Annotated in this window: 15 protein-coding genes; 11 read left to right on the top strand and 4 right to left on the bottom strand. The window is 73.9% G+C overall.

Annotated elements, in window-relative coordinates; translation table 11 throughout:
• The first annotated feature begins 48 nt into the window (after positions 1 to 48).
• From O7622_RS03795 to O7622_RS03820, 6 genes are all read left to right on the top strand, one after another.
• Positions 49 to 984, top strand: a complete 936-nt coding sequence (locus O7622_RS03795) for an LCP family protein (RefSeq protein ID WP_282314028.1) — start codon at positions 49 to 51, stop codon at positions 982 to 984.
• A gap of 28 nt (positions 985 to 1,012) precedes the next feature.
• Positions 1,013 to 1,348: a rhodanese-like domain-containing protein gene (locus tag O7622_RS03800; RefSeq protein WP_282311875.1), complete on the top strand. Its 336-nt coding sequence runs from the start codon at positions 1,013 to 1,015 to the stop codon at positions 1,346 to 1,348.
• Positions 1,349 to 1,363: 15 nt separating this feature from the next.
• Positions 1,364 to 2,155, top strand: coding sequence for a glycerophosphodiester phosphodiesterase family protein (locus O7622_RS03805; protein WP_282311876.1), 792 nt, complete (start codon positions 1,364 to 1,366; stop codon positions 2,153 to 2,155).
• A gap of 76 nt (positions 2,156 to 2,231) precedes the next feature.
• The gene (locus O7622_RS03810; protein WP_282311877.1) at positions 2,232 to 3,686 is read left to right on the top strand and encodes a PAS domain-containing sensor histidine kinase; all 1,455 of its coding nucleotides are present in this window, start codon (positions 2,232 to 2,234) and stop codon (positions 3,684 to 3,686) included.
• A 31-nt stretch (positions 3,687 to 3,717) separates the two neighbouring features.
• A complete protein-coding gene (locus O7622_RS03815; protein WP_282311878.1) occupies positions 3,718 to 4,167 on the top strand; it encodes an ATP-binding protein in 450 nt (149 codons plus the stop codon).
• Between the two features lie 86 nt (positions 4,168 to 4,253).
• Positions 4,254 to 5,138 (top strand): DUF5926 family protein, encoded by an 885-nt coding sequence (locus O7622_RS03820; RefSeq protein ID WP_282311879.1) that lies wholly within the window; start codon positions 4,254 to 4,256, stop codon positions 5,136 to 5,138.
• Positions 5,139 to 5,147: 9 nt separating this feature from the next.
• Here O7622_RS03820 and O7622_RS03825 read toward each other — a convergent pair whose 3' ends face one another.
• The gene (locus O7622_RS03825; protein ID WP_282311880.1) at positions 5,148 to 6,362 is read right to left on the bottom strand and encodes an arginine deiminase; all 1,215 of its coding nucleotides are present in this window, start codon (positions 6,360 to 6,362) and stop codon (positions 5,148 to 5,150) included.
• Positions 6,363 to 6,524: 162 nt separating this feature from the next.
• On the opposite strand from O7622_RS03825, the gene O7622_RS03830 reads away from it, so the two are divergent.
• From O7622_RS03830 to pheA, 4 genes are all read left to right on the top strand, one after another.
• On the top strand, positions 6,525 to 7,262 hold the full coding sequence (locus O7622_RS03830; protein WP_282311881.1) for a hypothetical protein: 738 nt from the start codon (positions 6,525 to 6,527) through the stop codon (positions 7,260 to 7,262).
• A gap of 143 nt (positions 7,263 to 7,405) precedes the next feature.
• Entirely contained in the window at positions 7,406 to 7,855 is a 450-nt protein-coding gene (locus tag O7622_RS03835; RefSeq protein ID WP_282311882.1) for a hypothetical protein, read from the top strand.
• A 101-nt stretch (positions 7,856 to 7,956) separates the two neighbouring features.
• On the top strand, positions 7,957 to 8,475 hold the full coding sequence (locus tag O7622_RS03840) for a hypothetical protein (RefSeq protein ID WP_282311883.1): 519 nt from the start codon (positions 7,957 to 7,959) through the stop codon (positions 8,473 to 8,475).
• A gap of 10 nt (positions 8,476 to 8,485) precedes the next feature.
• Positions 8,486 to 9,442, top strand: coding sequence for a prephenate dehydratase (gene pheA / locus O7622_RS03845; RefSeq protein ID WP_282311884.1), 957 nt, complete (start codon positions 8,486 to 8,488; stop codon positions 9,440 to 9,442).
• A gap of 43 nt (positions 9,443 to 9,485) precedes the next feature.
• On the opposite strand, the gene O7622_RS03850 is transcribed toward pheA, so the two are convergent.
• The 3 genes from O7622_RS03850 to O7622_RS03860 form a co-directional block, all read right to left on the bottom strand.
• Positions 9,486 to 10,205 (bottom strand): AIM24 family protein, encoded by a 720-nt coding sequence (locus tag O7622_RS03850; protein WP_120572570.1) that lies wholly within the window; start codon positions 10,203 to 10,205, stop codon positions 9,486 to 9,488.
• 98 nt (positions 10,206 to 10,303) lie between these two features.
• Entirely contained in the window at positions 10,304 to 10,648 is a 345-nt protein-coding gene (locus tag O7622_RS03855) for a metallopeptidase family protein (RefSeq protein ID WP_282314029.1), read from the bottom strand.
• A gap of 88 nt (positions 10,649 to 10,736) precedes the next feature.
• Positions 10,737 to 11,165, bottom strand: a complete 429-nt coding sequence (locus tag O7622_RS03860) for an OsmC family protein (RefSeq protein WP_282311885.1) — start codon at positions 11,163 to 11,165, stop codon at positions 10,737 to 10,739.
• 118 nt (positions 11,166 to 11,283) lie between these two features.
• On the opposite strand from O7622_RS03860, the gene O7622_RS03865 reads away from it, so the two are divergent.
• Positions 11,284 to 12,018: a hypothetical protein gene (locus O7622_RS03865; protein WP_282311886.1), complete on the top strand. Its 735-nt coding sequence runs from the start codon at positions 11,284 to 11,286 to the stop codon at positions 12,016 to 12,018.
• The last annotated feature ends 7 nt before the right edge of the window (positions 12,019 to 12,025 follow it).

The following is a 12,025-nucleotide window of genomic DNA, read 5'->3' on the forward strand; positions in this document are numbered from 1 at the left end:
CCCGCCCGCTGGGCCCGGTTCCTGCTCGGCACCGGGCTCGTCCTGGTCCTGCTCGCCACGCTCGGCGTCGCCGGGCTGCACTGGCTCACCTCGCGCTACGACCGCACGGTGGCGAAGGAGCAACTGCTCGACCCGGCCGCCCGCAACAAGCGGACAGACCTGGACGGCGCGCTCAACTACCTGCTGATCGGCTCCGACCACCGGCCCGGCGCGAACCCGGAGGACCAGCGCTCCGACAGCATCCTGATCGTGCACGTACCGGCCGGGATGCGGCAGGCGTACCTGATCTCCGTGCCGCGTGACCTGCTGGTGGCGCTCCCCGCGGCGCCCGGCTTCCCCGGCGGCCAGGACAAGGTCAACGCCGCGTACGAGCACGGCGGCGGCGGTGAGGGCGGCGCGCGGCTGCTCAGCACCACCCTGAGCCGGCTCACCGGGATCCGCTTCGACGGCGCCGCACTCGTCGACTTCTCCGGCTTCAAGCAGGTGATCGACCAGCTCGGCGGCATCCGGATGTGCGTGGACACGCCGGTGCGCTCGATCCACACCCGGCACCAGTTCGACGCCGGCTGCCAGCAGATGGACGGCGGGCGGACGCTCGACTACGTGCGGCAGCGCTACGACCTGCCCGGTGGCGACTTCGACAGGCAGCGGCACCAGCAGCAGATGCTGCGGGCGGTGCTCGACCGGGCGGGCGAGACGCGGCTGCGCAGCGACCCGGTCAAGCTGGACCGGGTGCTGCGCGCGGCCGGCGGGGCGCTGACCGTGGACACCAACGGCGTACCCCTGGACGAGCTGTTGTTCGCGCTGCGCGGCCTGCCCGCGGACGCCCTGCGCGGAGTCCAGGTGCCCTCCTACCCGCAGACCATCGACGGCGTCTCGTACGTGGTGCTGGACGACGGCGGTACCGGGCTGTTCGGCGCGCTGCGCGACACGCGCGTGCCGGAGTGGGCCGGCGCCAACCCGCGCTGGGTCAACCGGCTGTGAGCGCCGCGGGCGGCTAGGCTTGGTGACCGTGTTCGGAGCCTCACTACCCAGCATGCCCGCGTCGGCCGTGCCCGACGACGTCTACCTGCTCGACGTCCGCGAGGACGACGAGTGGGCCGCCGGCCACGCGCCGGCCGCCCACCACCTGCCGATGACCGAGCTGCCCGCCCGGATCGCCGAGATCCCGCAGGACCGCGACGTGGCGGTGATCTGCCGCTCCGGCGGCCGCTCCGCCCAGGTGGTCGGCTACCTCATGCGCAACGGCTGGGACCAGGTCCGCAACGTCGACGGCGGGATGGGCGACTGGGCCGCCGCGGGCCGTCCGGTGGTCACCGACGACGGGCAGCCGGGCCGGGTCGCCTGAGCCGGTGACACGGCCATGACCGTCCCCCTGGTCTTCGCCCATCGCGGCGCCTCGTACGACCTGCCGGAGCACACTCTCGCCGCCTACCTGCGCGCCCTGGACGAGGGCGCGGACGGGCTGGAGTGCGACGTCCGGCTGACCCGCGACGGGCACCTGGTCTGCGTGCACGACCGCCGGCTGGACCGCACCAGCAACGGCCACGGGCTGGTCAGCGCGCGGACTCTCGCCGAGCTGGAGGCGCTGGACTTCGGCTCCTGGCACCGGGCCGCGACGCTCGCCGAGGACGACGTGCCCCTTGACGAGTCGCACACCCGGCTGCTCACGCTGGAGCGGCTGCTCGACGCGGTGCTGGCCGCCGGGCGGCCGGTCCGGCTGCTGATCGAGACCAAGCACCCGTCCCGCTACCGGGGCGAGGTCGAGCGCCGCCTGGTCGAGATGCTGCGCCGGCACGGGCTGGCCGAGCCCCGCCCGGACCATCCCGTCCAGGTGACGGTGATGTCGTTCTCGCCGCTCGCCGTACGCCGGGTCCGGGAACTCGCCCCGGCGCTGCCCACTGTGCTGCTGCTGGAGGTCCTGCCGCGCCTGCTGCCGCTGGGCCGGCTGCCGTTCGGCAGCCGGATCGCCGGCCCGGGTGTGGACCTCGTCCGGGCCCGCCCGCGGCTGGTGCCCGCGCTGCGCGCCGCCGGCAACTCGGTGTACGTCTGGACCGTCAACGAGCCGGAGGACCTGGAACTCGTGCTCGAAGCCGGCGTGGACGGGGTGATCACGGACCGGCCGGCCCACGCGCTGGCCCGGTTGGGCCGGTGAGTCCCGTCGATCGGTACCGGGGACGACCGACCGGCCAGGGGTGTCCACGACGCGGACGGCGCGGCACACTCGGGACATGCCGGAGCGAACCGACTACCCCGCCTTCATCGCCGGCCACACCGCAGTGATCAACATGATCAACTCGGGCGAGTCCGGTCTCGCCGTGCTCACCCGCCTGCTCCGCGAGGTCGAACCGGCGGTCGGCGCCGCCGGTCTGGTCTTCGTGGAGTTCACCCCGGCCGGGGGACGGGTGATCGCGGCGACCGGCAGCGCCGAGTTCGTCCTCGGCCGCCCGCTGCCCGCCACCGACCCCGCCACCGTCTGCCTGCTCGCCGGCCCGCCGGTGCGGGAGGTCCGGGTCGACGCGATCCCGGGCGCGCTCGCCGACGAGGTCGCCGGCCGGGGCCTCTGCCGGATGATCGTGTCACGTGCCGAGGTCGGCGGGCTGACAGTCGGCAGCCTGCACGCGCTCTACCCGCTGGGTGAGCAGCTGCAACCCTCGCAACGTGCCGTCATCGGTTACATCGCCGCGTGCATCGCCCACATGTACGGCGACCAGACCGGCCTGCCCGTACACGGCGACGGCCCGGTCGTGGCGGCGCTCGCCGACGGACTCGCCGTGGTGGACCGGGACGGGCGGGTCCGGCTCTGGAACCCGGCCGCGGTCCAGGTGACCGGCCGGCTGGCGGAGGAGGCGCTGAGCCGGCCGCTGCCGTTCCCGCTGCCGCCGCCCGGCCAGGTGCTCGACCACCGGCTGCCGGACGGCCGCTGGCTGCGGATCACCTCCGGCGAGCTGCCCGGCCCGAACGCGCTGCGGGTGGTCTCCTTCCGCGACACCACCGACCAGCAGCGGCGCGACCACGACCGGGACCTGTTCGTCGCGGTGACCAGCCACGAGCTGCGTACCCCGGTCACCGTGATCAAGGGGTACGCGGACACGCTCACCGACCACTGGGACTCGCTGAGCGACGGCGACCGGAGGCAGGCCGCCCGGATCATCGGCCAGCGCGCGAACGAACTGGCCCGCCTGGTCGACCGGCTGCTGACCGCCGCCACCGAGAACCGCCCCGGTGGTGAACCGGCCGCGCCGTTCGACCTGGTCGACGCGCTGCGGGCGGCGGTGGCCGACCTGCCGGCGGACGTCCGGCACCGGGTCGTGCTCGACCTGCCCGCCGACCTGCCCAAGGCGCTCGGCGACCGGCACAGCCTCGCCACGGTGCTCACCGAACTGGGCACCAACGCCGGGAAGTACTCGCTGCCGGACACGCCGATCGAGATCACCGCCGAGGCGAACGAGCGGACCGTCTCGTTCCGGGTCGCCGACCGGGGCATCGGGATCCGGCCGGAACATGTGGAGCGGGCCTTCGACCGGTTCTGGCAGGGGGAGTCCGGCGACCGCCGCCGGTATCCCGGCGCGGGGCTCGGTCTCTATCTCGTCCGCCAGATCGTTGAACAGCAGAATGGATGGGTATCCCTTCGGCCGAGAGCCGGTGGCGGTACGGTCGCAGAGGTGCGGCTGCCCCGGGGTTGACCGGGGCGCTCACGGGCGGGGAAGGAACGACGTGTCGACTGGTCCGGCCGAACGGTCGTGGTGCGTGGTGGTGCCCCACGACGCCACCGGCGCGCGGCTGGCCCGGCACCGGCTCGCCGACGAGCTGACCGGTGTCGTACCCCCGGTCCTGGTGGCCGACCTGGTCGCGGTCCTCGCCGAACTGGTCGGCAACGCGGTCCGGCACGCCGACGCGCTGCCCGGCGGTGTGGTGCGGGTCGCCTGGCGGCTGCGCCCGACCGGGCAGGGGCCGAGCGTCGAACTCCGGGTCACCGACGGCGGATCAGGCGCCGGGCCGTGCATGCGTACCGCCTCGCCGGACGCGGCGGACGGGCGCGGGCTGCACATCGTCGCCGGGCTGGCCAGCGGCTGGGGCGTGGAGCGCGACGGCCTGGGCCAGAGCGTGTGGGCGCGGTTCGACCCGGTCCCGGCGCAGCGGACGGACCTGGTCGCGGCCGGCTGACCGACGCGGCGGGCGGGTCCCGCCCCCACCGCCGAGACCCGGCATCTAGGCTGTCTCGCCATGAGCGAGCGGAGCGGAGCGGGCGCATGAGCAAGCGTCGGAAGAACCAGCGGGGCGTCGAGGCCACCCCGAAGCGGGAGAAGGTGCGCGACGTCTTCGTGCCCCGGCCGTTCGAGGGCCTCGCCGACGAGCCGGAGTGGATCGCCCTGCGCGAGCTGGTCCCGGCCGCGTCCGCGCCGCTGCGGCTGACCCCGGAACTGATCGAGGAGTACGGCGACCGGCCGGTCACGCTGGCCACCGTGCTGCCGATGGCCGCCCCGGCGATGACCAAGCCGGACGGGCGGGTCTTCATCGGCCTGCAGCGGCACCAGCAGTCCGGCGACGTCTCCCGTGACCTGGCCGACGCGCTGATCTCCGCGCTGCGCACCGAGCCGGGCGGCCAGGTGAGCGTGCCGCCGCTGCCCGGGCCGGGCCCCCGCCTCCAGGACATCCTGGTCGACGGCCCGCTGGAGATCAGCATGCACGACGGGTTCGACTTCTGGCTCGACCCGGGCGCCGCCGACGACCCGAACGTCCAGGCGTCCCTGGAGCGGGCCAACTCGGCGATCTACCCGACCGTCAAGCTGGCCGCCGCGCCGGCTGCGTACTGGTGCCAGGTGCCGGAGAAGGCCCACGTGCGCCTGGTCCTGCCGGAGGACGAGGACGCCGCGCTGGACGCGCTGTCCCGGCTCGCCGCGGCGGGCGCGCTGACGCTCGGCGACGACACGAAGTTCGCGGGCATGTTCCGGGCGCACGGGCGCCTGGCGCCGGTCTGGGACCTGCCGGAGGACACCCCGGCCGCCGAGTGGGAGGCGCCGGTGGCGGAGTTCGCCAAGCGCTACGCCGAGGCGGTCGCGGAGCGGGAGCCGCTCGACGCGGCCGGCCGCCGGGCCCGCCAGGGCCTGCTCGGCCGCCAGCTGACGCTGCGCTGACGTCTCCGGTCAGGCGGCCCCGCCCTTCTCCCGCACCAGCGGGCAGGACATGCAGCGCGGGCCGCCCCGCCCGGAGCCCAGCTCCGACCCGGCGATGGCGATCACCTCGATGCCGGCCCGTTCCAGTTGCGCGTTGGTCTCCACGTTGCGCTCGTAGCCGACGCACAGCCGGGGCGCGATCGCGAGCGTGTTGTTGCCGTCGTCCCACTGCTCGCGTTCGGCGGTGACCGGGTCGAGGCCGGTGTCGATCACCCGGAGCTGGTCGAGGTCCATCGCGTCGGCGGCGGCCCGCAGGAACGGCGCCGGCCCGTCGACCCGCAGGTCGTCGCCGTCCGCGCCGGCGATGACCGTGTACGCGGACATCTGGTCGGCGACGTTCGCGTACATCAGCACGGCGTCGACGTCGACCATGGTGCAGATCGTGTCCAGGTGCATGGTGGCGCGCTCCTGTGCGATCGGCACCACCAGGATGGTGTGCGCCAGCCCGGCCGCGAACACCTGCCGGGCCAGCCGTTCCGCGCCGGCCGGGGTGGTGCGTTCGCCGACGCCGACGGCGAGCACGCCCGGCGCGAGCAGCAGCACGTCGCCGCCCTCCAGGTGCTCCAGCCGGGGCTGGTAGACGAACTCGGTGCCGACGAAACGCGGGTGGTAGCGGTAGATCGCGTCGGTGAGCGTGGTCTCCCGCCGCCGGGCCGGCATGGCCAGGCTGGTCACACCGACCCGGTCGCCGATCCAGACCGACGAGTCGCGGGTGAACAGCAGGTTGGGCAGCGGGTCGATGACGAAGTCGTGCCGGTCCATGAGCGTCCAGACCAGACCGCCGGGGCGGTCGGCGCCGATCCGCAGTTCCTCGTGGGCGAGCCCGGCTGTGAGCACGTCGGCCAGTCCGGCCGGGTCGAGGTACGCCAGATGGTCGGCGACCCGGCGGCGCAGCGTATGGCCGAGCCGGCGGGACCGCAGCACCTGGTCGGTCAGCCCGGCCCGGGCGTCCGCCACGGCGAGCGTCTCGACCAGCAGGTCGGCCAGGTAGAGCACCTCGACCCCGCGGGACCGCAGCGCCGCCGCGAACGCGTCGTGCTCCTCCTGCGCGCGTCCCACCCACGGGATGGCGTCGAAGAGGAGACTGTCGTTGTTCCGCGGGGTGAGGCGGGCCAGTTCCGGTCCCGGGCGGTGCAGCAGCACCGTCCCGAGGCGGGCGACTTCGCTGTCCACATAGTGGGTCACTCCCGCAGCCTAGGGCAGGCTTGCGCACCATCCGGAAAAGAAGTGCGGATGAATATGGCATTCATCCACACTCACTCCGGCGGTCCAACTTGCCGAGCCCCGGGGGGCGCAACGTAGGGTAGTGGAGACATAACTTCGAGAGACCTTTTGCCGGAGGTCGCGATGACTGTCTTTCCCGCTCGTCGAGCCGTACCGAGCAGGGCACTGCCGCCCCGCACGGTGCCGCACTCCCGGGTCGAGCCCACCTCGGTGCTCGAGCCGGCCCGACCGACTCCATTGGAGTGGGCCCGGCGTCGCCGGGCGGAGCGGGGGGCCCGCCGGTTGGAAGCGGCAGGGGCCCGCGCCCTGGGCCAACTCGACCATCTCGGTCCCGCGTGGCACGTCATCGAGTGGCCCCGGACGGACCCGGCGGACATGCTGCTCGACAGCGGCCGTGACGACCGGGCCGGGTTCCTGGCCATCGGCCCGAGCGGTCTGTTCGCTGTCACCATCGCCGACCACGGCCGGGCCCGCGTGCTCGTGGCCGGAGACGTGGTCCAGATCAACGGCAAGCGCCCGCCGTACGTGGCGGAGGCGCGCCGGGACGCCAAGCGGGCCAGCAAGGCCCTCTCCGACGCGGTCGGCCTGCCGATCCCGGTGACCCCGGTGCTGACGTTCGTCGGCTCCGGGGTGATCAGCGTCTACGGCCTGCCGAAGGACTGCCTCATGGCCACCCACCGCGAGCTGGACCGCCTGCTCGTGGCCGGTGGGAACCGGATCAGCCCGGCCACCGCCGAGAAGCTCTCCCGCGTCGCGCAGGCGCCGGCGACGTGGTTCAACGGCACGTACCGTCCAACCGCCGACTACCGGTGGTATGACGAGGGCCGAACGGCCGCTGACAAGCAGGCCGCCCGCCGGTAACGTCTCCGGCGACGCCACGCGGCCCACGGCACCGTCCCGACTGGTTCCGTCGGTCCGCGCCGTCGCCGGCCGCCCGGCAGCCGATGCTTCCGCCGCACCGACCGGCTAGCGTGGACAGACCGTCGGTGTACATAGGAGGCGCGGTGGCCCACGTCGAACTCTCACTCTCGGAAGTGTTCGCGCCCGCGGCATCCGCCGAGCAGGAGTCCGACAACTTCGGGCAGTGGTCCGGCATGGTCTCCCGGGCCGCCGAGCCGTGCCTGCTGATCGACGCCGGCACCACCGTCGTGGCGATCTCCTCGTCCGGCTGCGACCTGCTCTGCCTGGGCGCCCCGGAGGACGTGATCGGTCTGCCGCTGCTGGAGGGCGGCCTGCGCCTGGTCGACTTCACGGCGAGCCCGAGCGAGCTGACCGAGCAGGAGACCGACAAGATCCCGCCACTGCTCGCGCTGCACTCCGAGCGGCTCGCCCGCGGCCTGCTGCGGGTTCAGGGGCCCGGCTCCGACGCCGGCCGGACGGTCGACGCCATCTCCACGCCGGTGCTCACCGACGGCGCGGTGGCCGGCTCGCTCACCTTCCTCTCCGCGGTCTGACCCGCGAGGAGACCCGGCGCCCTTCACCCGGGCCGGTCATCCTCCTACGATGACCTCGGCCCCGCTACACGACGACATCCCTCGATGCCGAGGACGCCCCCGTGCCCCGCACCCCACGCCCCCGACGCCGCCACCGCCCGCTGGCGCTGCTGACGCTGCTCGCCCTCGCCGCCTGCGGCACCCCGCCCGAGCTGCGTGCGCCACCCGCCGCCACGCCCGTCCCGGTCCCGTCGGCGTCCGCCACGCCCAGCCCGAGCGCGACGTCGGCCCCACCGGCGTCCGTCCTCCCGCCCACGCTCTCCCCGTCCGTACCGGCGTCCGCGGCGCCCTGCCGGGGGCGGCCCTCCGGCGACCGGATCGTCGCGCTGCTGCGCGGATCCGCCGGCGTACTGCCCCGCGACGTCCGGGTCACCGTGTCGACCGGTCCACTCTGCGCCGAGGGCTGGCAGTACACCGTGCTGACGGTCACCGGGCACGAGGAGTTGCAGGTGGTCACGCGCGGCGAGGGCGGCACGCCGAGGCTGGTCACCGCCGGCACGGACGTGTGCGGCGTCGAGGTACGGACCGTGGCGCCGGTAGGCATCCGTACCCTGGCCTGCGACGGCACGCCGGGTGCGTAGGCTGGTCGGCATGCCGGGAACACCGCCGACCCGCTTCGTCTACCTGGGCCCCGAGGGCACCTTCGCCGAACAGGCCCTGCGAACAGTGCCCGCCGCCGAGCGCGGGGACCGCACACCCGCCCGCAGCGTCGGCGAGGCGCTCGACGCGGTACGGGCCGGGGAGGCGGACGCGGCTCTGGTGCCGCTGGAGAACTCCATCGGCGGCGCGGTCGGGGTGACGCTCGACGAACTGGTCGAGGGCGACCCGCTGGTGATCACCCGCGAGGTGGTCCTGCCGGTGGAGTTCGTGCTGGCCGCCCACACCGGCACCACGTTGTCCGACGTCCGCTCCGTCGCGGCCCACCCGCAGGCGTCCACCCAGTGCCGGGGGTGGCTGCGGGAGCACCTACCCGACGCCACAGTGGTCGACGTGCTCTCCAACGGCGCCGCGGCGGCCGGTGCGGCGAGCGGCGAGTACGACGCCGCCGTCTGCGCCCCGATCGGCGCGACCCGGCACCGGCTGGCGGTGCTGGCTGACAAGATCGCCGACCACCCGGACGCGGTCACCCGGTTCGCGCTGGTGTCCCGCCCCGGTCCGCCCCCGCCGCCCACCGGCGACGACCTGACCTCGCTCGCGGTGTGCCTCGCGCACGACCGGGTGGGTGCGCTGCTGGCGGTGCTGATGGAGTTGGCGGTGCGCGGCGTGAACATGACCCGGATCGAGTCCCGCCCGACCGGCGAGGCGCTCGGCCGTTACGTGTTCTTCCTGGACTGCGCCGGGCACGTGGCCGACGTACGCCTCGGCGAGGCGTTGCAGGGGCTGCGCCGGGTCTGCGCCGACGTGCGGTTCCTGGGGTCGTACCCCCGGCACCGCTGGAGCACGGCGGCGGGTGACCAGCAGACGCCGGCGCCGGCCGGGCTCACCGACGCCGACTACGCCGACGCGGCGGCCTGGGTGTCCCGGCTGCGGGCCGGCGAGCTGAGCTGACCGGCCCGGGGCGACCTCGGCGGAAGCCCCGGGCACCGGGCCGTCACTGCAGCAGGCCGCCGAGGACGCCGCCCTGCTGCTGGGAGCCGCTGCCGGCCACCGGAGGCTCCTCCGAGGGCTGGACCACGACGAAGCCCTGACCGGCGAAGCTCATCGTGAACGCCTCACCGGTGCTGCGGCCGAGCAACGTGCCCAGGCCGAGCTGCTCGGCGCGGTGGTAGCCGGTCTGGAGGTTCGCCGACCAGCAGACCGCCGCCTGCGGGTCGACGTACGTCGGCGCGTCCACGTTGAGCACCACAGGGGTGCCCTTGGTGGTGACGGCGATCCGGCCGTGGCCGGTGAAGACGCAGTTGAACAGGCCGGACGAGGACGCGAAACCGGCGCCGCCGACCATCTTGATGTCGTACTGGAGCGTCGAGTCGAACGCCAGCACGCTGGAGCCGTTGATGGACAGCGCGTCGCCCGGCTCCAGGTCGATGACGTGCACGTCCTTGGCGAAGTCGGCGAGGAAGACGTCGCCGCGCCCGGAGACCTTCATCAGCGGCACTCCCTCACCGGTGAGCCGCTGCTTGATGAACTTGCCGATGCCGCCTGATCCGAGGGCCTGGAACTGCACCTGCCCCTGGTAGGCGACCATCGACCCGACCCGGGCCATCGCCTCGCCGTTCAGCTCGATCTTCAGCATCTTGGAGTTCTGCAACCGCATGCCCGGCTGCTGGGACTCCTTCTCAAGGTTCTCCGCGGAGAACAGCGCGCTGCGCATGGGTTTTTTTCCTCCTGCATCAGGATCTGCCTGACCCGCAGGTTAGGGGACCGGCGCAACCGCCGGGATCAGCCGGGCGGGGACGCGCCGGAGGCCGGTCAGCCCCAGCCCAGGGCGTGCAGGCGCTCGTCGTCGATGCCGAAGTGGTGGGCGATCTCGTGCACCACTGTCACCGCCACCTCGTCGACGACGTCGTCGTCGGTGTCGCAGATCGCCAGGATCGGATTGCGGTAGATCAGGATGCGGTCGGGCAGCACGCCGGAGTAGTCCCAGCCGCGAGAGGTGAGCGCGTGCCCCTCGTACAGGCCGAGCAGGTCCTCGCCCGGCGGCGGGTCGTCCTCCACCAGGATGACCACGTTGCTCATCAACCCGAGCAGTTCCTCGGGCACCTCGTCGAGCGCCTCACCGACCAGTTCCTCGAACCGGTTCCGGCTCATCTCCACGGCCACGCGGCCCGGTCACTCCCTCCGGATCGGGCACACCGCACGGCGAGGGCGTCCGCAGGACACCCCCGCCGTGCCGTACGCGATGTCAGGCCAGACGGGCGTTCAGCGTGATCTGCGCGCCCGGCGACAGCAGCCGGGAGATCGGGCAGTTCTCCTTGGCCGCCTCGGCGAGCTTGGTGAACTCGGCCTGGTCGATGCCCGGAACCTGGCCCACGGTCTCCAGGTCGATGCGGGTCACTGTCATACCGGCGTCGGTCTTGTCGAAGTGCACCTTGGCGGTGGTCTCCACCGCCGTCTCCTGGGCGCCGGCGTCGGCGAGCTGCTTGGAGAGGGCCATCGAGAAGCAGCCGGCGTGCGCGGCGCCGATCAGCTCCTCGGGGTTGGTGCCCTCGCCCTCCTGGAAGCGCGACTTGAAGGAGTAGTTGCCGGACAGGCCGCCCTTGCCGGTGCGGACGGTGCCGGACCCCTCGGTGAGGTTGCCCTGCCAGCGAGCGGATGCGGTACGGATAGGCATGGCACCGACGCTAACCGAAAGCGCGCCGCCCCGCACCGGACCCCGGGGTCGCGATCCGGTCCGGCGGGAGCGGGCTGTGCCATGATTCGACGCAGGCCCGCGTACGGGAAGGGTGGCCATGGCGCAGGATCTCCCCGTTCCCCGGCAGGACAAGCGAATCCCCGTGCAGGACGACAGGTCCGACGACACCACGATCGTCGAGTGGGGCGACACCGAGCCGGAGTCGTCCGGCCGGGCCGCGCGCTCGCTCGCCGCGCTGGGCCGGGACCGCCGTCTGCCGCCCGTGCTCACCGGGCTCGGCGCGGTGGCCGCGCTCGCCTCGCTGATCGGTGAGTGGCTGGCGATCACGGTGCCGGCCGAGACCCGGGGCGACGACGCTCCCGCCCGGCTGACCAGCGGCATCTCCGAGATCGGCGGGCTCGGTACGGCGTACCTGGTGGGCCTGCTCGGGCTGTCGGTGGCGGTGGGGCTGGCGCTGCGCGGTGCCCCGGCGGTGCGGCAGCACGCCCGGCTGGCCGGGCTGGGTCTCGCGGCGGGCGTGCTCGGGGTGCTGGTCGCGACCGCCGCCTCCCTCGAACAGCTGGCCCGGCGCATCCTGTTCTTCGTCAGCGAGCAGCGCCTTCAGGTCGAGCACGGACGCGGCCTGGTCAGCGCGTTCGTCGCTGTCGCACTGCTGGCGGCCGCGCTGCACCTGGCCGGCCGGGCGGCCGGCGGGACGCCCACCGACGGGGAACCGGACGACGACCGGCCCGAGCGCCGCCGCCGGGCGGACGAGGACGACGTGCCCCCGGCCCCGGCGGATCTGACGGTGCAGCCCACGGTGCCGTTCGCCGGCCCCGACCGGGCGTACTGAACGAGGT

Origin of the sequence: Micromonospora sp. WMMD1076, from assembly GCF_029581475.1 — a bacterium.
Classification (GTDB): domain Bacteria; phylum Actinomycetota; class Actinomycetes; order Mycobacteriales; family Micromonosporaceae; genus Micromonospora; species Micromonospora aurantiaca.